Raw genomic sequence first — 19,085 nt, forward strand, 5'->3', positions numbered from 1 at the left:
ACCGGAGAGCCAGGAAGGCCATTGCCATGCCCGAGTCAGAGTCCGACCCCGGCCAACGGGCCACGCAGCCGGTCGACGGGGCCGCCGGGCCTTTCACCACCCACGATCGCAAAGCCGCCGCCGCCACCGACCTCGGCGACGGACGCGGGAGCGGATCCGGGACCGCGCCGGTCATCCGCGGTGACGTACCGGACTCGTTCGCCCGGAGCGTGCTGGTCGAGCGGCACCCGGCCCTGATCGAAAAGGTACGTGCCGCCTTCCCCTATGGCCCTGACCAGCAGCGTGCCCTGGACGCGCTGCTGGACGAGGTCCACCGCGACGTGATGGAGCCGCTGCCGCCCGACGCCCACGACCGTGCACGGTGGGCGGCCTGGGGGTGGGAACACGTCGGCCGGTCCTGGCTGTCGGCGCCCTTCCTGTGGGCGGAGAGCTACTTCTACCGCAGGCTGCTGGACGCGGTCGGGTACTTCGCTCCGGGGCCGTGGCAGGGCGTGGACCCCTTCCGCCCCTTCAAGGTCGCCGAGCTCGACACCGCCGAGGCACGCGAGGAGCTGGCCGTCCTGGACGAGCTGGCGCTGCGGCCCGTCGACGACCAGGCCACGGCGCTGCTGCACGGCTCGCTGTGGGGCAACCGCGCCGACCTCGGCTTCCAGGTCGGCCGTGCCGCTGAGCAGGGACGCGGCGCGGACACGCCCCTCGTCGCCGACGACTCCGCGGCGCTCTGGGACCTGCTGCCGCTGCCGGCCGGCACCGGCGGCGAGACGGCGGCCACCGGCGCCTCCACCGGGGCCCGCACCGTCTGCCTGGTCGCCGACAACGCCGGACGGGAACTCCTCCCCGACCTCCTGCTCATCGACCACCTGCTGCGGCACCGCCGCGCCGGCCGGGTGCTCCTGCACGTGAAGGCGTACCCCTACTACGTCTCCGATGCCACCACGGCCGATGTGCTCGACTGCCTGCGGCGGCTGCGGCAGGGCGGCCGTGCCGCGGCCGAGGCGGGCGAGCGCCTGTGGACGGCCGCCGTCGACGGCCGGCTCACGCTACGCGCCCACCCCTTCTCCTGCGCCCCGCTGGGCTACTCCGACCTGCCCGGTGACCTGCGCGAGGAGTTCGCCGGGACGGACGTGACGCTCTTCAAGGGCGACCTGAACTACCGGCGTCTCGTCGGCGACCGCCGCTGGCCCCCGACCGTCCCCTTCGCCGAGCGAACGGCGTACTTCCCGTCCCCGGTGGCCGCCCTGCGCACCCTGAAGTCCGACGTGATCACCGGCCTCACCCCGGACCGGGAGACGTCCCTGGTCACCGCGTACGGGCAGGGGTGGCGCACGGACGGCACGCATGCGCTGGTGCAGGTACGGGGGTAGCGGCGAGGTGGCCGGTACCGGAGATCGGGTCGGCACCGGCGAGCGACCGACCGAAACACCTGCCCGCCGTCGTCACCGCCCCAGCAGCACCCGCACCGCCGCCTCCGTGCAGACCCGGGACGCCCCGAAGGTGCGGACCCAGCCGCGGAACGCGCTGAAGTCGTCGTGCGGCACGCCCATGTCGACCACCACGCACTGCGGATGGCGGCGCAGGACTTCGGCGAGCACGGGTTGCTGCCAGGGGAAGCGGTGCGGGCTGCGGACCTGGAGCACGACGTCCGCGCCACCCGCCCCGTCCGCGGCGACCCCGCCACCCGCCCCGTCCGCCCCGCCCGCCTCGTCATCCGACCCGTACTCGTCGAGGAAGAGGTCGATCTCCGCCTTGATGATGCCCTCGGCGTTGTACGTGTCCCCTGCCACCGCCAGGGCCTCCACGCTCACCCCGGCATCCCGGAGCTGCTCCTCCACACCCCAGGAGGCGCCGCCCTGCGCGGGCGAGTGGGTCGGGTCGAACCGTACGACGAGCACCTTGCGGCCGCGCAGCGCCGGGTCACCGTGGACTTCGACGACGTCCCGGGCGAGCCGGGCGCCCACCGTGTCGTCGCGGTCGGCGCCACGGGCGCGCGGTCGGGTGCCGAGCCGGGCGACGCGTGCGTGTGCCTCGCGCAGCCGGGCCACCGGCAGGACGCCGTCCGTGACGGCCCCGACGAGTGCGGACACGGCGAGGTCCACGTCGGCGCCGAACGACCATGCGCCGAGGCAGAGCGCGTCGGCGCCCGCGGCGATGGCACGTACCGCCGCCTCGGGCAGGCTCGCCACGTCGCGGATGCCGTGCATCTCCAGGGCGTCGGTAATGACCACACCGTCGAAGCCGAGTTCGTCCCGCAGCAGCCCGGTCAGCACGGCCGGGCTGATGGTCGCCGGGACCGAGTCGAGCCGGCTGAGGTGGACGTGCGAGACCATGATGCTGTCGACGCCGGCGCCGATGGCCGCGCGGAACGGTGCCAGGTAGTCGTCAACCAGCTCCTGCCGGGACAGGTCGACGCGGGGCGTGCCCAGGTGGGCGTCGGTGGAGCTGAGGCCGTGGCCGGGGAAGTGCTTGGCGCAGGCGCTCACGCCCGCCGCCTGGAGCCCCTCCACCCAGGCCGCCGCGTGCACGGCCACCCTGGCGCGGTCCGGGCCGAAGCAGCGGATGCCGTTGGGGCTGAGCGGGTTGACCGCGGTGTCCACGGCGGGCGCCAGGTTCCAGTCGATGCCGGCCGCCACCAGCGACAGGCCGATCTGGTAGGCGGCCTCGCGGGTCAACTCCGGGCGGTCGATGCGGCCGAGCGCGTGGTTGCCGGGTACCGACGTGCCGCCGTGCGGCTCGAGACGGTTGACGTCGCCGCCCTCCTCGTCGAGCGACAGCAGTACGTGGTCGCGCAGCCCGTGCAGCGCGCCGGTCAGCTCCTTGATCTGCTCGGCGGAGACGAGGTCCCTGCCGAACAGCACGAAGCCGCCGAGCCCCGCCGCGATACGTGCCCGCGCCCACTTGGGCACGGTCGGCCGCCCCAGCGCGGGAAACAGCACGCCGTGGGCCAGCCGTGCCAACTCGTCCGTCATGTTCCTGCCTTCCGTACGAACCGGCCCGACGCTGTCCGTGCGGGCAGCCACGCGACCGACCTTCCTTGCGATGGATCTCGATCCGCCCCGCGCGGCGGGCGCCGTCACCCCTTGACCGCCCCGCTCGTCATGCCGCCCACCAGCCGGCGCTGCACGAGGAGGAAGAACACCAGCACCGGCAGCGAGAAGATCGTCGACGCCGCGATCATGGCGCCGTAGTCCACGCTCTCCGCGGTCTTGAACGACACCAGCCACACCGGAAGCGTGTAGTTGTCCTGCGACTTCATGATCACGTAGGCGAAGAGGTAGTCGTCCCAGGCGTTGACGAAGGCGAAGATCGAGGTGGCGACGATGCCGGGCATCAGCAGCGGGATCAGTACCCGGACGTACATCTGGAGCCGCCCGCAGCCGTCGACCAGCGCCGCCTCCTCCAGCTCGACGGGCACTCCGGTCACGAAGCCGCGCAGCGTCCACACCGTGAACGGCAGCACGAACGTCAGGTAGGTGAGGACGAGGCCCGGTACGAAGTCGAGCGCGTTGATGGAGCGCAGCATCAGGTACACCGGGATGACCATGGCGGCCCCCGGCACCATCTGGACCAGCACGAGGACGGCCATCAGGGCGCGGCGGCCGTGGAACCGGAAGCGTGCGATGGCGATGGCGGCGAACAGCGAGATCACCAGCGACAGCACCACCGACGACAGGGTCACCGTCAGGGAGTTGCGCACGAACACCCAGAAGTGCGGCTTCGCCAGGGCCCGTGCGAAGTTGTCCAGGCTGAGCGGCCAGGGGAAGAACTGCGGCACGGCGCTGAGGATGTGACCGCGCTGCTTGAGCGAGGTCGCCAGCATCCAGTAGACGGGGAAGACCAGCACGGCGGAGACGGCCACCGCGATGGTGTTGTTGACCGTGCGCCGCCGGCGGGCGGGGGTCAGGCGGGAGCCGGTGGCCGTGCGGCGGGGGCGCCGGCCCGTGCGTGCCCGCGTGTCGTGCACGTCGGCCTCGTTCATGCCGCGTCTCCCCGCTCCGCACGCGTGGCCGTACGGCGGACGTACGCGGTCGCGAAGACCGCGAGGATGAGGACCGTCACCACGGCGACGGCCGCCCCGCTGCCGTAGTCGTTGCGGCTGAAGGCGGTGACGTAGGCGTAGACGCCGAGGGTGGTGGTGGCGCCGTCCGGGCCGCCCTGGGTCAGCACCCAGATGGGCGTGAAGGAGTTCACCGACCAGACGACTTCGAGGACGGTGAGAATCGCCAGCACCGGACGCAGGATCGGCACGGTGAGGTGCCGGAACGTCTGGAGGGTGCCCGCGCCGTCCAACCGGGCCGCCTCGTACAGCGACTCCGGTATCTGGCCGCGCGCCGCGAACAGCGTCAGGGCCACGAACGGCAGCCCCTTCCAGACCGTGAGCAGCACGATGAGACCGAGCGCCGGGACGGGGTGGGAGAACCAGTCGTACGCGGTGAGGTCGCCGAACACCCGTACCTCGGTGAGCAGCCAGTTGGCGACGCCGTACTGCGGCTGGTACATCCACTGCCACACCAGCGTCGCCGCCACCATCGGCATCGCCCACACCAGCACCAGGCAGACCGTGGTGAGCAGCCGGGCCCAGGGCGAGACGCCGATGAGCAGATGGGACAGCAGGAAGCCCAGCACCATCAGCAGCGCCACGCACAGCGCGGTGAAGACGACCGTGCGCAGCAGCACCGCACGGAAGTCGGGGTCGGTGAAGATCGCGGTGAAGTTGTCCACGCCGACGAAGTCGGCCTGCCCGGTGAACAGCGAGCGCGGGCCGAACGCCTGCGTGGCCAGCACCAGCAGCCGCACCAGCGGATAGCCCTGGACCAGCAGCAGGGCGAGCACCGCCGGGGCGATCATGGCCCAGGGCAGCAGGCGCGGCCGGGTCGCCGAGGCACGGCGGCGCCCGGCCGGCGCGGCCCGGCGGGCGGCACCGCGGGCCGGCGGGCGGTGCCGCTTGTCAGTCATTGCCATGGGAGGTCCATTGCCATGGGGGGTCCGGGGGGTATGCCACGGGAGGTCCAGAGGTACGCGGTCGTCGGCCGTTTACCGGCCGGCTACTTGTCGCCGAGCGCGTTGAGCGCCTTGGTGGCGTGCTTGTCGTAGGCGGCGGACGCCTGGGCGATGTCGGCGCCGCCCGCGATCTTCGCGAAGAACTGCTCGTTGTACCGCTCGGTCTCCAGCGTCGCCTCGCCCGGGCTGTTGGGCAGCGGCTGGCTGACCTTGCTGGCCTGGGCGGCCACGGTCAGCTGCCGGGGCACGCCGGCCGGGGTGAAGTCGGGCGAGATCGGCAGCAGGTTGAGCTGCCGGGCCACCTTCTGCTGGACGTGCTCGCTGGTGATGATCCGCAGCCAGTCCGTGGCGGCCTTCCGGTCGGGGCTGTTCGCCGCGATGCCGATGGTGGACCCGGAGACGATCACCGGCATGGTCAGCTGTGCGGTGAAGCCCGGCAGGGCGAAGAAGCCGATGTCGTCCTCGAGCTTCGGGTTCTTCTCCAGGACCGTGGCCGGCTCCCAGGCCTTGACGTACTCCATGGCGGCCTTGCCGTCGGCGAACAGCTGGTCCTGGTCGGGGCTGTCGGTGTTGACGCCGCGGGACGACCTGGTGGAGCAGGTGTTCTGGAACGTGCGCCAGGCCTTGAGCCCCGCCTGGTTCTGCGGCGCGCTCAGCCGCGCCTGCCAGGTGTCGCCCTTCCTGGTGGCGACGGTGCCGCCCTTGGCGAACATGAACGGCATACCGTTGAACCAGTACTGGCCCGGCAGGTAGAAACCGGAGAAGTCGGCCGTGTGCGCGTTGGCCTTCGCCAGCTTCCCGCAGTCCTTCTGGAGCTCGTCCATGGTCTTCGGCGGCTGCGCTATGCCCGCGTCCGCGAACATCTTCTTGTTGTACATCACGACTTTCGTGCCGCCGTACAACGGCACCGCGTAGAGCTTCCCGTCGTACGTGGACGGGATCGTCAGTCCGGGGAGCCAGCCGTCCGAGCCCTCGAAGGACTTCTTGTCGGCGGTGAGGTCGGCCAGGCCGCCCGAGTAGGTCTGGAGCGGGGTCTGGGTGTTGCCCATCTCGACGATGTCCGGCGGGTTGCCGGCGGCCAGCGCGGTGGTGATCTTGGTGGCGACGCCGTCCCACTGCTGGATCTGCACGTCGACCTTCATGCCCGGGTACTTCTTGCCGTACTTCTTCTTGAACTCGGCGGTGACGTCCTTGATGAGCGGGCTGTCACCGGGACCGCCGGTCATCATCCAGACGGTGAGCCGGTTGTCGGAGTCGGACTGCTGGCCGCTGCCGCCGCAGCCGGTCAGCGCGAGGGCCATGACGGGGAGCGCCGCGAGCGCGCACTGCCACCGTGAGCGGCGCGCTCCGCGCACCCTGGTCGAGCCGTCTGCCTTTCCCATCTCTCCCACCCTTCTCACCCTTCTCACTCTTGCGTGGTTGCCGTGTCGTTCGTGCTGGTCGTCTCGTTCGTGCTGGTCGTCGTCGGGCATGCGGCGAGCTGCCGGACGCGCGCTGCGCGGTCCACCTCGACGCCCGCCAGGTGCGCGGAACTGACACCGAGCGCGCGGTAGAGCCGGCCGAGCGAGGACGCCGTCGCGCCGACCAGTCCCGCCCAGTCGCCCAGCCCCGACTTGCGGACCGCGCTGCGCACCCCCACGTCGTCCGCGACCCGATCCGCGATCCGGCCCAGCCGCGCCGCGTCGAACGAGTCGGAGAATCCGCCCGTGAGCACCACCGTCGCCGGCTCGTAGGCGAGCGCGACGACCGTGACGAGGAACGTCAGCGCCTCGTGCACCTCGTCCAGCAGCGGGCCGTACCGCTCGGGGTCGGCGAACAGGCGCTGTGCCCGGGAGACCGCGACGCCCTTGCCGCGTGCGTACCGCACCAGGTCGGCGCCGGAGAGCAGATCGCGCAGCCGCAGATCACGGCCGGGCAGCGGCAGCCGCCCGAACTCGCCGAGCAGCCCCGTCCGGCCGGCGAGCACCTGCCCGTCGAACGAGACGGCGGAGCCGAGACCGGTGCCCAGCGCGAGCAGCACCGCGGTGCCCCGGTCCGTCAGCGACCCGTAGGTCAACTCGCCGAGCAGGGCGAGGTTGGAGTCGTTGCCCACCGCGGTGTCCACGCCCATCAGCGCGGAGAGCGTCTCGATGAACTCGGTGCCCTTGATCTGGCCGAGGTTGTGCGAGTTGACGACGGTGCCGCCGTCGCCGGTCACCACGCCGGGCAGGCCGATGGTGACCGTGTGCAGCGGGATGCCGTCGCCGTGTTCGGCGACCAGGCCGTGCACCCGGCCGGCCACCCAGCGGGCGAGCCCCGCCGCGTCCTGCTCGCGCGGTGTGGCGTCCCGGCTCCTGATCACGGCCCGGCCCAGCGCGTCCGCCACCACCACCCGGCAGTGCGTACCGCCCAGGTCGATGCCGCAGACCAGCGCGGAACGGCCGTGGAAGGCGACGGAGGTGGACTGGCGCCCGGGGCCGCCGCGCACCAGGCGCCGGCCCTCGCGCACCAGGCCTTCGGCCTTCAGGTCGTCCACGACCCGGAAGACGGTCGCCCGGCTGAGTCCGGTGTCCACGATGAGCTGCTGTCGGTCCGTCTCGGCGCCGGAGAGCAGCGCGGCGAGTACGGCGCTGCGGTTGGAGGCGCGCGGGAGCGAGGCAGACGGGGAAGCGGCCACAATTCCTCTCAGGTTGAGATTAATTGGTGAGGCCACACTTTAGTCATGCGACGGCATAAGAAACCAGCCATGCGCATTACGTTCCCGTAAAGCCGCGCGCCCGCCGTCCTGGTGGGGCGGCGGGCGCGCAAGTGCCAATGGAGGGCGGGGTGCTGGGCGAACCGGCGGTGCGGGCCGGTGTCGACCGGGCCGTCGTCGACCCGGAACCGGGCTGGTGACCGGTGGTGAACCGGGTGCGGTGCTAGAAGACCATGACGCCGTACGCGCTCAGCGGTTCCACCACCGGCTGGAAGAAGGTCTCGCCGCCCGAGGTGCAGTTGCCGCTGCCGCCGGAGGCGATACCGAGGGCCGTGTGGCCGGAAAACAGCGGACCGCCGCTGTCGCCGGACTCGGTGCACACGTTGGTGTCGGCGAGGCCGGTCACGATGCCGTCGGCGCCGTAGTTCACGGTGGCGTTGAGGCCGAGGACGGTGCCGCAGTGGTAGCCGGTGGTGCGGCCCGCGGTGCAGACCTGCTGGCCGACCCCGGGGCTGGCGGCGTCGCTGATGTCGATCAACGTGCCGTTGGGGCCCCGCACGCCGCCCTCGGCCTGGCTGGGGTCGGTGTACCGGATGAGACCGTAGTCGTTGCCCGGGAAACTGCTCGACCACACCGGACCGATGGGCCAGTCGGGGCTGGCGGACGTGCAGTGGCCGGCGGTCAGCGCGTACTTGGTGCCGCTTGCGTCCTGCACGTTGAAGCCGACCGTGCAACGCAGGCCGTCCGGCGTGGTGATGGGGTCACCGCCGGCGATCCGCTCGGCGATCCGGCCCGGCGTCCGGCGGATCTCCAGGGCCCCGCCCGTGCCCTGCACCGCGTCCTCGATCCGGGCGATCCGGTCCGCGCCGACCGTGCGGTCCGCGACCACCACCAGGGCGCCGCGCGCCGGGTCGACGTACCAGGCCGTGCCACCGACGTCCGCCTTCCGCACGGCCGCGTCGGCCGCCGCGAGCCGCCCGGCGTCTGCCCGGCCCGTGCCGGTGCCGCGGGTCGTGTCCTGGGCCGACGCCTGGGCCGACGCGGGCGTCGACGCGTGGGCCACGGCCTGCGGGGCGGTCGTCAGAGCGGCGGCCAGGAGGCCGGTCACCAGGGCGGTGGTGGGAATGCGCCGGGCGGGTCGTCTGCTCACGGTGACCTCCATGGGTCGGGTCGGGTCGGGTCGCGCCGGGTCGGGGAGCGGTGCACGGTGATCGGCGATCATGTCCGCGTCAAGTCGCCGTATGTCGTGCATCGTCACCGCTGTGCCCCGGCCCGGCAAGACGAGGTTCGGCCGGGGCGGGGCGGGGCGGGGCGGGAGGCGCGGGTGCCGCCCCCTCGAGATTCGGCCAACTGTGCAATGAGCCGCGCCACCACCGGGACCACCGAGCCGTTCCGCCTCTATGCGGGACACGGTGCCCGACGGTTCAATGGCGCGGCGCGCGGGACGAGTTGGTGGCCCGAACCCTGCGCCCTCCACCTCCCGCGCGTTCCGCACCGTCCCCGCGCAGCCGAACGAAGGAGACCGACATCAACACGCTGTGGAGACCCCTCGTCACCGCCGTGGCGACCCTTGCCCTGGTCGGCGTGGCCTGCGTGACGCACGCTGCGGAGCGCCCCGAGCGGCAGCAGTCCGTCGCCGCCGCCGGCGACTACTGGATAGCCGCGGGTGACCAGGGGGCCAGGAAGATCCTCGCCTTCGACCCCGCCGCGACCGACTGGAACAGCTCCGGCGCGGTCAAGTGGAGCTGGCAGGCCACGACCGGACACGGCTTCTCCGGCGACGAGGCCGCGGCGACGGGGCTCATCGCGGACTTCAAGCTCCGTGACCGGCCGTCCGGAGCGCAGAGCTTCGTCGTGGCGGACGGGCGCGGGCTCGCCGCCGTCGTGGACTATCCGAGCGGCACCCGCCAGTGGGCGAAGATCATCTCGGGGAACCTCCACTCGGCGGAGCTGCTGCCGGACGGCAACATCGCGCTGGCCGCCTCGGACGGCGGCTGGGTCCGGGTCTACGCCGCCTCGCAGGGCGCATCCGCCGGCAGCTACGCGCAGTTCGACCTCGTCCAGGCGCACGCCACGCTGTGGGACCCGGCGATCCGGCGGCTGTGGGTGATCGGCGACGACGCGAGGACCGGGGCGCACATCCTCACCGCGCTGGTGGTCGGCGGCACCGCGGCCAAGCCCACGCTGGAAGAGGACACCGCACGGCGCGCGACGCTGCCGACCGCGGGCGGCCACGACGTCTACTCCTACGCCCATGACGCGAACAAGCTCTGGGTGAGCACGGGCAGTGCCGCCTACCTGTACGACAAGACGACGAAGACGTTCGGCACGCCGGCCGCCGCCAACCGTGCGGCCGTCAAGTCGATCGGCAACCAGCCGTCCGGGCAGATCGTGCAGACCCGGCCGGACAGCGCCAAGACCCCGCCCGGTGCCTGCACGGACGACACCTGGTGCACCGACACCGTCGAGTTCCACTCGCCCGACGCCACCCGCACCCGTACCGGCGCCGCCTTCTACAAGGCGCGGGTGTGGACCCCGTACTACAGCGTGGTCGACCGGCCGCTGCGCGGCACCCTGTGGGACCGCACCCGCGGGGCGGACGGCACCTGGTCGGCGTCGGCGGCGGAGGTCGACGACGGCGCGACGCTCGGCTCGGCGTCGGCCGCCGCGCTGCCGGACGGATCGCTGCACGCCTTCACCGTGGTTCCGGGCAGCGGCGTCTGGGAGCGCACCCGCAGCGCGTCCGGCGGCTGGTCGTCCGCCACGCAGATCGACTCCAACGGGTCCGTCTCCAGGGTCGCCGCCGCCACCACACCGGACGGCGTCCTGCACCTGGCGTCCCTCGTCCCCGGCAGCGGCATCTGGTACAAGACCCGCAGCACCGGCGGCACCTGGTCGTCGTCGACGAAGATCGACGGTAACGGGGCGATCTCGGGGCTCTCGATGACCGCACTGCCGAACGGCACCATGCAACTCGCCGACGTCGTGCCGGACAGCGGCGTCTGGGTCAAGACCCGCAGCGCCGCCGGGACCTGGTCATCGGCCACGAAGGTCGACGACGACACCGCGGTCACCGATGTGGCACTGGCCGCGTTGCCGGACGGCACCGTGCAGCTCGCGGACGTCGTCCCCGGCGGCGGCATCTGGGCCAGGACCCGCAGCGCCGCCGGGACCTGGTCGGCGGCCGGCCATATCGACACCAATGGCTGGATCACCGCGGTCTCGCTGGCCGCGCTCCCGGACGGCACCGTGCAGCTCGCGGACGTCGTCCCCGGCAGCGGGGTCTGGGTCAAGACCCGTGGCACCGGCGGGACCTGGTCATCGGCGACGAAGGTCGACGGCAACGGCAGCGTGCTCGCCGTCTGCACCGCGGGGCTGCCCGACGGCACGCTGCACCTCGGCACCGTTCCCGACCTGTCCTGAAACCGCCGTCGCCACCACCGCCCCACCGCCCCACCGGCCGCTCCGGCCGCCCGTGCCGGTCGCGGTGCCAGGCCCTGTCGTCAAACTCCCGTCCGCCTGGCGGCGCCATGCACGCTCCCCCGCTGCCTCAGGGGCGTGGGAGGTACCCCCACTCGCCGCACCGGGCGCAAGCCCATGTACTCCCCCACTGCCTGGACGGCGTGGGAGGTGCCCCCATGCGTACGCGGACTCGCGCCCGCCGCGCCGAGAGCACGCACTGGGGGTACCGCCCACGCCCTTCAGGCAGTGGGGGAGCCATCAGGCCGCCCTTCGGGCAACGACGGGAGTCCGATGACAGGACCTAGTGCCCGCGCAGGTGCGGGCGGTGGAAGGCCATCGCCGGGCGGCGGGGCCGCTCGTAGGACGTGGAGCCGGCGTGTGCCGACTCTTCCGGGGTGCGGGGGATCTGCTCCTCGTGCCCGGTCTCCTGGAGCCGGCTAGCCATGACGTCGCGCTGCGCCGCGAGCTTCCGCGTCTCGTGCCGGGCGTGCCGCCGCCGCTGGCCGCGATGGCGCATGAGGGCGCCGCCGCCCAGCATCAGCCACAGGCCGACGCCCAAGATCGTCGCCAGTGCGAGACCGCTCGCGAAGGCCCCGAGCGTGCTCATGGAGAAGGGGTGGTTGCCGAGCAGGTTCACGGAGTAGTCCGGACCGCCGCCGGTGTTGTACGCGATCGCGAGCCCGATGAAGGCGGCCGTGGCCGCCACCAGCAAGAGCCCCAGCAGAAGCAGAAGCAATGGCATGTCTTCACCTCATCCTCGGCGTCCGTACGAGGGTCGGGTTACCCGCGGCATGGCGGGTAAATCATAATGAGAGGGATAAAAGGGATAGGGGATTCCAGGGCGGCTGTCGCGCCCCCACAACGCCCCCTTTCGTGGCATCCCGCCCGGCCGGGCCGCCTCTCACGCGCGCTTCCGTCCGCCGGCACGGTGATGAGGCTGCAAATTATTTTCTTGGGCCTTGTGGAAAGTGGGAAGTTTCCTTCACCGTGGACGTCGCGACCCGGCGAGGGCGCTCCCGTATCGGCTCCGGCCAGGGTGAATCGGCAGTTCGTGAAGGAGAGAATGTCATGAGCACGGCGAAGAACCCCTTCAGCAGGCGTGGCGCTCTGCTCGCCGGAACGGCGGCTCTGGCCGGCGGTCTGGGCATGGCGGCGCAGGCGCACGCGGCCGTGCGGACGCCGCAGGGCGCCGCCGACCCGCTGGTCAGCCTGACCCCGGCGCAGCGCGCCGGACAGCGCGTCATCTACTCGTATGCCGGGCTCACCCCGTCGACCCAGCTGATGGATGCGATCAGCGGGGGCCGTATAGCCGGGGTGATCTTCTTCGGCGAGAACATCCAGAGCGCGAGCCAGATCAAGGGCGTCATCCAGGACATGATCGACGCGAGCGCGTCCGCCCCCATCAAGGCGCCGCTGCTGTTCATGACCGACCAGGAAGGCGGCCAGGTACGCCGCCTGCCGGGCGAGCCGGTGCTGTCGGCGAAGGACGTAGGCTCCTCCAGCGACCCGAAGGGCGAGGCGACGGACACCGGCACCGGCGCGGGCGACAACCTCCTGAGCGCCGGCATGAACGTCAACCTGGCACCGGTGCTCGACGTGTACCGCACGGCAGGTGACTTCGAGGACCAGTTCGAGCGGTCGTACAGCAAGGACGCGTCCGTGGTCAGCACCTGCGGCTCGGCCTTCATCAAGGCCCAGCAGGCCACCGGCGTGGCGGCCACCGCCAAGCACTTCCCCGGCCTCGGCCCGGCCTCGTCGAGCCAGAACACGGACCTGCGGGCCGTCACCCTCACCACGTCCGCCAGCACCCTGCGCAGCGTCGACGAGGCGCCGTACACGTCGGCCATCTCCGCCGGGGTGAAGCTGGTCATGCTCTCCTGGGCCATCTACCCCGCCCTGGACTCCAAGCTGCCCGCCGGCCTGTCGCCGACCGTCGTCGGCGAGCTCCGCAACCGGCTCGGCTTCAAGGGCGTGACGATCACCGACGCGCTGGAGGCCGGGGCGCTCCAGTCCTTCGGCGGCGTGGGGGAGCGTGCGGTGGCGGCCGCCAAGGCCGGCATGGACCTGATCCTGTGCTCCGGACGCGACTCCGACCAGGGCCACGACGCCGTCGCAGCGCTGCGCGACGCCCTGGCGGACGGCTCCCTCGACGGGACCGCCTTCGACGCCGGGGCGACGCGCGTCAACGCCCTGCGCAGCAGCCTGGCCTGACGCCCGCACGGCCCCGTTCACGCGCCGGCCGCACCACACACGAGCCCCATCAGCCCTACCGGTCCCACCGGCCGCACGACCCGCGCCGTACGGTGGGCGACCCGATCGCCCACCGTACGGCGCGGCTTTTCGTAACTCTCACCGATGAAGGTCTCTATGCGGATTCCTGCGTACACCACGGTGGCGGCGCTGCTGGCCGCCTCGCTCGCGTTCCCGGCGAGCGCCACCGTCGGACCCCTCGTGTCCCAGGCGGGCAGCAGCGCCGACCAGGCGGCGGTGCACGGCGACGCGCGGTTCGACCAGCCGTACACCGGCTTCGCCCCGGCGAGCACGGTGCTGCACCCCGGCACACCCGGCCAGGCCGGGCTCGACCCGGGCCCGATCGAGGCGTTCCAGCGCTCGATCACCACCTGGGAGGACCCGGCGAGCGGCGCCGACTACCTCTTCCCCGGCGCCACCAGCCTGATGGTGCACAACGGAACCGTGGTGGAGCGCGCCGCCGACGGCTACGCCGTGAAGTACGCGGACGCCACGACCGAGCTGCCCGACGACCAGAAGGTGCCGGCCCGCACCGACACGATCTACGACCTGGCCTCGCTGTCGAAGCTGTTCACCTCGCTGGTGGCCGTGCAGGAGCTGGAAGCGGGCCGCCTCGACCTCGACACGCCCGTCGCGCACTACCTGCCCGATTTCGCCGCCAACGGCAAGGGTGACATCACCATCGAGCAACTGCTCACCCACACCTCGGGCTTCGACGCCGACCCGGTGCCGTCGCTGTGGAAGGGCTACCCCGACATCCCGTCCCGCCGGAAGGCGATCCTCGACACCAAGCCGATCAACCCGCCCGGCACCACCTACCTGTACTCGGACCTGAACATGCTCAGCATGCAGCTGGTCCTGGAGCAGGTGACCGGCAAGCCGCTGGACCAGCTGGTCGGCGAACGCATCACCGGACCGCTGCACATGACCGACACCGGCTACAACCCGCCGGCCGCCAAGCTGCCCAGGATCGCCGCCACCGAGTTCGAGGCGACCCCGCCGCGCGGCATGGTGCGCGGCTCGGTGCACGACGAGAACTCCTGGGCCCTGAACGGGGTCGCGGGCCACGCCGGGGTCTTCTCGACCGTCGACGACCTCGCCGTGCTCGCCCAGACCATTCTGAACGGGGGCGTGTACAAGGGCCATCGCATCCTCAGCGAGCACGGCGTGCGGCTGCTGGAGCAGAACTTCAACCAGGCCTTCCCGGACGACTCGCACGGCCTGGGCTTCGAGCTGGACCAGATCTGGTACATGGGCGGCCTGTCCGGGCCGCAGACGCTCGGCCACACCGGTTTCACCGGCACCTCGCTGGTGATCGACCCCGCGTCCCGGTCGTTCGCGGTCCTGCTGACCAACCGGGTCCACCCGACCCGGAACACACCGTCCACCAACCCGGCTCGGCGTGGCATCGCGCAGGCGCTCGCCACCGCGATGAAGGTCGACGCCCCCGGCGGCGGCCGGTCCTGGTACGCGGGGCAGGGCGGCGCCACCACCAGCACCCTGACCACCGGCAAGCTGGCCGCGTCGGGACCGGCCGCGGTGGACTTCAGCACCTTCGTCAACACCGAGTCCACCGACCTGCTCTCCCTCCAGGCCAGCACGGACGGCGGCACCACCTGGAGCCCCGTCACCCTGCGGGTGACCGGCAAGGGGGCGCCCTCCGGCGAGGTGACGGCGCTGTCCGGGCAGTCGGTGCGCGCCTGGTGGCGGGTGCACGCCGAGGTGCCGCAGGCGTCCGACGGCCTGCAACTGCGCTGGAAGTACACCACCGACCCGAGCTACGAGGGCCGTGGCGTGAACCTCACCGGCCTGAAGGTCAGTGACGGCTCGCACGTCCTGCTGGACAGCAACCGACCGGACGCGGCCCTGACCGCGGACGGCTGGCAGCAACTGCCGGGGCGGTAACCAGCCAGGCCCGTGCGCCCCACGGCACGCGGCACCGCGACCCCGGTGGCCGTCCAGGACCACCGGGTTCGCGGTCAGTCCAGGACCACCTGGTTCGCGCTCAGTTGACGGCCGGTCGGGACGCTGCCGCCGCCCTGGAAGGGCATGGGTCAGGAGGAGGAGCGGACCTGTAGGGGCGTCACAGGCGCGAGCCAGAGGCCCATGAGCGCGTCGATGAGGCCCGTGGCGCACTCGTCCCAGCTGGAGCGCGGGGTGGGGGCGGCGTCGGCCAGGGCCCGTTCCCGATCGGCCATCACATGCACCAGCAGATGGCGTGCCATGTCGCCGCGCTCCCGCCGCACGGGGGGCGGGAGCACGGGGCGGCAGCGGTTGATGCCGTCGAGGGTGTGCTCCAGCGCCGGGTCGGTCATCTCCTCGATCACGATCCAGCGCAGTACGGGGTCGGCCATCACCTGGGCGACGCAGCGCGCGTACCAGGTGGGGTTGCCCAGCTCGGCCAGGTGCTCGGTGTGGGGGCGTACCAGGCAGGCCACCCAGTCCCGCATCTCCTCGGAGCCGCCGATCTCCTTGAGCATCCGCTGCCGCAGCTCGTCCATCGGCGCCCGGTGCCTGCGGATGATGGCGCGCAGCAGCTCGTTCTTGGTGCCGAAGTGGTAGGTGACGGCGGTGTTGTTGCCCTGTCCGGCGGCCTCGCTGATCTGGCGGTTGGAGACGGCGACCACGCCGTGCTCGGCGAACAGCCGCTCGGCGGCGGTGATGATCGCCGCCCGTGTCCCACTGGCCCGCTCGGTGCGGGCGGTCCGACCGGCCATGGTCAGCACCCTACCGGCAGCACGATCGCCGTTTCACCGTCAGTTCGCCCAACTCGCGGTCGGCGGCGCCCGAACGGCCCGCCACGGCGCCACCGAAAGGCGGCACCGTGGCGGTCACGTCGATTCTTACGCGTGAGGCGCCGTCAGGTGTTGTTGGCGAGGTTCTGCAACCCGCTCATCGGGCCGTTGAAGACGTCCTGGTCACCGGGGAAGGTGCCGGAGTCGGCGAACTGCCAGAAGGTGTAGAACCCCCAGCCGGCCGGCAGGGTGCCGGGGGCCGAGGCGTAGCGGGCGATGAACAACGGGTTGTTGGCGCCGTAGTCGCCGGAGTTGCCGGTGCACTGGGTCCACCAGTCGGTGGTGGTGTAGATGGTGACCCAGCGGCCGGTCTTGGCGTGCATCTCGTTGACGAAGTCCGTGACCCAGGTGCGCATCGCGGCCTGGCTGAGGCCCCAGCAGGTGGAGGACGAGCCGTACTCGATGTCCAGCATCGGCGGCAACGTCTTGCCGTCCGCCGACCAGCCGCCGCCGTGCGCGGCGAAGAAGTCGGCCTGCGCGGTACCGCTCGAGGAGTTCGGGTTCGCGAAGTGGTAGGCGCCGCGGATGAAGCCCGCGTTGTACGAACCCGTGTAGTTCGCCGAGAAGTTGGGGTCCTGGTACGTGGTGCCCTCGGTCGCCTTCATGTACACGAAGCGGGCGCCGGCACCGTAGGCGCCGGCCCAGTCGATGGCGCCCTGGTAGTGGCTGACGTCCATGCCCGGGACGGTCTCGGCGAGGCTGGCGGAGCCCGGGGCGGGCGGTGCGCCCTCGCCCTCGTGGGCGGCGACGGTCGAGCCCATCCAGTGCAGTTCGGGGTTGTCGCTGGTGGCGGACGCGGGCGCCTGCGGGGCCGCGGTCGCGGTGCTGGGCACCGTGACGGTGAGCCCCAGCAGACCGAGCACCGCACCGGCGGCGGCGAGCAGGGTGCGGCGGCCGAGGGGCGAGCGGCGGCGTGGGGTGGTTCGAGTGACGCGCATGGGGTACCTCCAAGGGCTGTGGGGGGTGACGTGTTGCTGCCCTGGCGTGAACATGTCACGGCGCACGGTACGCGCGTAGATCTCCGGGTGGAAGAAGTGCCGGAGATTTGGATGAGGTTGCTTTGGTGAACGTCGGTGTCACAAGGCCCGGCGATCGCGTGCCGCACGGAGCTGGTCGAGCCACTCTCTGCCCAGCTGGCGCCCGTTGGGGAGTTCGTCGCCGCGATCCCAGCGCCACGTTGTGATCATCGCCAGCACGAGCATCCGGCACTGGCGCAGGACGTCGTGACGGACTCCCGGATAGTGCGCGCCGACCTCTTCGGGCGCATGCGCGAGATCGAACTCGACGGGCCCACGGCAACACGTCTCAAGGTCTATGAACAGCAGCCCGTCCTTCGTGCCGAGCAGGTTGCCCGGGTGCGGCTCGCCGTGCAGCAGCTGCTCGGCGCCGCCGCGCTCGCCGATCACTCGCCGCAGGCTTCGCAACGTGTCGCCGAGCAGCTCCCGGTCCGCGTCGGCGAGCGCCGGGGTGCGGTCGGGGTCCGCCACGAGCTGTTGCGCCTCCTCGACCCGATCCGTGTAGTGCGGCGTCGGGACGTCGAGCGTGCGCATGCCGGCATGCAGCCGCTCCAGCGCACGGGCGTAGTCGGCCGGCGGGACCTCTTGGGACGCCACGGGCTCGTAGTGGGTCCACAGCGTGACCAGGAAGCCGTCACGCTCGTGGACGCCCGGCTCCACCCGGGGCTCGAGTGCGGCCACCGGGCACCCGGCTGCGGCAAGCCGCTGGGCGAGCTCGACTTCGAACGGTGCGGCCTGATGCGCCACGGTCGCCACCCGGGCCAGCACGTCACACGGCAGCAGGCGCAGAGCCACCCTGTTCGAGTTGTGGAGAACGATCGCGTCGTCGGCGGCCAGGCCGAGTGACGAGGCGATCGACAAAGCCGCGGCCACCGCACGCGAGACCTCTGACGCCAGCATCGTCGCGTGGCCCCTCTCCCTATGAACGTCGCCGCTCCTCCGGTTGCCAGCCGCCAGCTGACTGCCACCAGCCGCCGGCTGACTGCCACCAGCCGCCGGCTGACTGCCGGCAACCGGCAACCGGCAACCGACGGCCGACAGCCGTCAAACAGTACAAACGATCCCGGTCACGGCACTATCCATTATTGGCGAGTCGCTGGAGCGCACTCAGCGAGCCGTTGAAGTCGACCCCGTCGCCCGGGAACCTGCCGGTCTCCGGGTGCTGCCAGAACGTCCAGGTGGCCCAGCCGGCCGGCAACGTACCGGGGTCGGTGGCGTTGCGCGCGATGAACAACGGGTCGTTGGTCCCGAGGCCGGCGAAGTCGCCGGTGCACTGGGTCCACCAACTGGTGGTCGTGTAGACGACGGGCCACCGGCCGGTCCTGGCGTGCACCTCGCCCACGAAGTCCGTGAGCCAGGTCCGCATGGCCGCCTGACCGAGTCCCCAGCACGCGCTGGACGCGCCGTTCTCGATGTCCAGCAGGGGCGGGAGCGTCTTGCCGTCCGCCGACCAGCTGCCCCCGTGCGCGACGAAGTAGTCCGCCTGCGCCGTACCGGTCGACGTGCTCGGCGTGGCGAAGTGGTAGGCGCCGCGCAGGAAACCGGCCTTGGCCGCGTCGGCGGAGTCGGTCGGGAAGTCGGGGTCCTGGTACGACGTGCCCTCGGTGGCCTTCAGGTACACGAAACGGGCGCCGGCAGCGTAGGCGCCGGCCCAGTCGATGGGGCGCGCGAGGCCGCCGATCTCCAGACCGGGGGTGGTCTCGGCGAGGGCGCCATGGTGTGCGGAGCGTACGGCGCCGCGGTCGGTGGCGGCCGGTAACGCCTGCGGGGTCGCCGTGGCCGAGTCGGGCGCGACCAGGGTGAGCCCCATCAAGCCGAGCACCGCGCCGGCGGCTGCCAGGAGGGGGCGCACCATGGACGATCGGCGGTAGCGGGAGGTGGGGCGGGGTC

At 72.0% G+C, this 19,085-nt stretch carries 15 protein-coding genes; 4 read left to right on the forward strand and 11 right to left on the reverse strand.

All coding sequences use genetic code 11. The features are described 5' to 3' along the window. Window positions 1-26 precede the first annotated feature (26 nt). The gene (locus NQO67_RS38250) at window positions 27-1,364 is read left to right on the forward strand and encodes a damage-control phosphatase ARMT1 family protein (RefSeq protein ID WP_255955097.1); all 1,338 of its coding nucleotides are present in this window, start codon (window positions 27-29) and stop codon (window positions 1,362-1,364) included. A gap of 72 nt (window positions 1,365-1,436) precedes the next feature. Here NQO67_RS38250 and NQO67_RS38255 read toward each other — a convergent pair whose 3' ends face one another. The 6 genes from NQO67_RS38255 to NQO67_RS38280 form a co-directional block, all read right to left on the reverse strand. Further along, window positions 1,437-2,966, reverse strand: coding sequence for a glycoside hydrolase family 3 N-terminal domain-containing protein (locus NQO67_RS38255; RefSeq protein ID WP_255955098.1), 1,530 nt, complete (start codon window positions 2,964-2,966; stop codon window positions 1,437-1,439). 104 nt (window positions 2,967-3,070) lie between these two features. Continuing rightward, the gene (locus tag NQO67_RS38260; protein WP_255955099.1) at window positions 3,071-3,976 is read right to left on the reverse strand and encodes a carbohydrate ABC transporter permease; all 906 of its coding nucleotides are present in this window, start codon (window positions 3,974-3,976) and stop codon (window positions 3,071-3,073) included. Next, on the reverse strand, window positions 3,973-4,959 hold the full coding sequence (locus NQO67_RS38265) for a carbohydrate ABC transporter permease (RefSeq protein ID WP_255955100.1): 987 nt from the start codon (window positions 4,957-4,959) through the stop codon (window positions 3,973-3,975). The genes NQO67_RS38260 and NQO67_RS38265 overlap by 4 nt, the downstream gene beginning before the upstream one ends. A gap of 83 nt (window positions 4,960-5,042) precedes the next feature. Then, window positions 5,043-6,380 carry an extracellular solute-binding protein gene (locus NQO67_RS38270; RefSeq protein WP_255955101.1) on the reverse strand — a complete coding sequence of 446 codons (1,338 nt, stop codon included), beginning with the start codon at window positions 6,378-6,380 and terminating at the stop codon, window positions 5,043-5,045. Between the two features lie 23 nt (window positions 6,381-6,403). Then, on the reverse strand, window positions 6,404-7,654 hold the full coding sequence (locus NQO67_RS38275; protein WP_255955102.1) for an ROK family transcriptional regulator: 1,251 nt from the start codon (window positions 7,652-7,654) through the stop codon (window positions 6,404-6,406). A gap of 241 nt (window positions 7,655-7,895) precedes the next feature. Continuing rightward, complete coding sequence (locus NQO67_RS38280; RefSeq protein ID WP_255955103.1) at window positions 7,896-8,822, reverse strand: S1 family peptidase; 927 nt, start codon at window positions 8,820-8,822, stop codon at window positions 7,896-7,898. A gap of 410 nt (window positions 8,823-9,232) precedes the next feature. On the opposite strand from NQO67_RS38280, the gene NQO67_RS38285 reads away from it, so the two are divergent. Then, the gene (locus tag NQO67_RS38285) at window positions 9,233-11,095 is read left to right on the forward strand and encodes a DUF6528 family protein (RefSeq protein WP_255955104.1); all 1,863 of its coding nucleotides are present in this window, start codon (window positions 9,233-9,235) and stop codon (window positions 11,093-11,095) included. A gap of 340 nt (window positions 11,096-11,435) precedes the next feature. Here NQO67_RS38285 and NQO67_RS38290 read toward each other — a convergent pair whose 3' ends face one another. Further along, window positions 11,436-11,876, reverse strand: coding sequence for a hypothetical protein (locus tag NQO67_RS38290; protein WP_255955105.1), 441 nt, complete (start codon window positions 11,874-11,876; stop codon window positions 11,436-11,438). 326 nt (window positions 11,877-12,202) lie between these two features. Between NQO67_RS38290 and NQO67_RS38295 the strand changes: the two genes are divergently transcribed. After that, entirely contained in the window at window positions 12,203-13,345 is a 1,143-nt protein-coding gene (locus tag NQO67_RS38295; RefSeq protein ID WP_255955106.1) for a glycoside hydrolase family 3 N-terminal domain-containing protein, read from the forward strand. Between the two features lie 156 nt (window positions 13,346-13,501). Then, complete coding sequence (locus tag NQO67_RS38300) at window positions 13,502-15,289, forward strand: serine hydrolase domain-containing protein (RefSeq protein ID WP_255955107.1); 1,788 nt, start codon at window positions 13,502-13,504, stop codon at window positions 15,287-15,289. 149 nt (window positions 15,290-15,438) lie between these two features. Here NQO67_RS38300 and NQO67_RS38305 read toward each other — a convergent pair whose 3' ends face one another. The 4 genes from NQO67_RS38305 to NQO67_RS38320 form a co-directional block, all read right to left on the reverse strand. Then, window positions 15,439-16,101 (reverse strand): TetR/AcrR family transcriptional regulator, encoded by a 663-nt coding sequence (locus tag NQO67_RS38305; protein ID WP_255955108.1) that lies wholly within the window; start codon window positions 16,099-16,101, stop codon window positions 15,439-15,441. A 143-nt stretch (window positions 16,102-16,244) separates the two neighbouring features. After that, the gene (locus NQO67_RS38310) at window positions 16,245-17,117 is read right to left on the reverse strand and encodes a lysozyme (protein ID WP_255955109.1); all 873 of its coding nucleotides are present in this window, start codon (window positions 17,115-17,117) and stop codon (window positions 16,245-16,247) included. 138 nt (window positions 17,118-17,255) lie between these two features. Further along, window positions 17,256-18,095: a phosphotransferase enzyme family protein gene (locus NQO67_RS38315; protein ID WP_255955110.1), complete on the reverse strand. Its 840-nt coding sequence runs from the start codon at window positions 18,093-18,095 to the stop codon at window positions 17,256-17,258. Between the two features lie 175 nt (window positions 18,096-18,270). Continuing rightward, on the reverse strand, window positions 18,271-19,050 hold the full coding sequence (locus NQO67_RS38320) for a GH25 family lysozyme (protein WP_255955111.1): 780 nt from the start codon (window positions 19,048-19,050) through the stop codon (window positions 18,271-18,273). Between the last annotated feature and the right edge of the window lie 35 nt (window positions 19,051-19,085).

It is taken from the genome of Streptomyces odontomachi, assembly GCF_024435355.1.
Lineage (GTDB): Bacteria > Actinomycetota > Actinomycetes > Streptomycetales > Streptomycetaceae > Streptomyces > Streptomyces odontomachi.

What these genes read in the sequence shown, in the direction of transcription:
- NQO67_RS38290 (WP_255955105.1), bottom strand. Translation starts at nt 11,876, where the DNA reads ATGCCATTGCTTCTGCTTCTGCTGGGGCTCTTGCTGGTGGCGGCCACG.
- NQO67_RS38270 (WP_255955101.1), bottom strand. Translation starts at nt 6,380, where the DNA reads ATGGGAAAGGCAGACGGCTCGACCAGGGTGCGCGGAGCGCGCCGCTCA.
- NQO67_RS38250 (WP_255955097.1), top strand. Translation starts at nt 27, where the DNA reads ATGCCCGAGTCAGAGTCCGACCCCGGCCAACGGGCCACGCAGCCGGTC.
- NQO67_RS38320 (WP_255955111.1), bottom strand. Translation starts at nt 19,050, where the DNA reads ATGGTGCGCCCCCTCCTGGCAGCCGCCGGCGCGGTGCTCGGCTTGATG.
- NQO67_RS38315 (WP_255955110.1), bottom strand. Translation starts at nt 18,095, where the DNA reads ATGCTGGCGTCAGAGGTCTCGCGTGCGGTGGCCGCGGCTTTGTCGATC.
- NQO67_RS38255 (WP_255955098.1), bottom strand. Translation starts at nt 2,966, where the DNA reads ATGACGGACGAGTTGGCACGGCTGGCCCACGGCGTGCTGTTTCCCGCG.
- NQO67_RS38260 (WP_255955099.1), bottom strand. Translation starts at nt 3,976, where the DNA reads ATGAACGAGGCCGACGTGCACGACACGCGGGCACGCACGGGCCGGCGC.
- NQO67_RS38295 (WP_255955106.1), top strand. Translation starts at nt 12,203, where the DNA reads ATGAGCACGGCGAAGAACCCCTTCAGCAGGCGTGGCGCTCTGCTCGCC.
- NQO67_RS38300 (WP_255955107.1), top strand. Translation starts at nt 13,502, where the DNA reads ATGCGGATTCCTGCGTACACCACGGTGGCGGCGCTGCTGGCCGCCTCG.
- NQO67_RS38310 (WP_255955109.1), bottom strand. Translation starts at nt 17,117, where the DNA reads ATGCGCGTCACTCGAACCACCCCACGCCGCCGCTCGCCCCTCGGCCGC.
- NQO67_RS38305 (WP_255955108.1), bottom strand. Translation starts at nt 16,101, where the DNA reads ATGGCCGGTCGGACCGCCCGCACCGAGCGGGCCAGTGGGACACGGGCG.
- NQO67_RS38265 (WP_255955100.1), bottom strand. Translation starts at nt 4,959, where the DNA reads ATGGCAATGACTGACAAGCGGCACCGCCCGCCGGCCCGCGGTGCCGCC.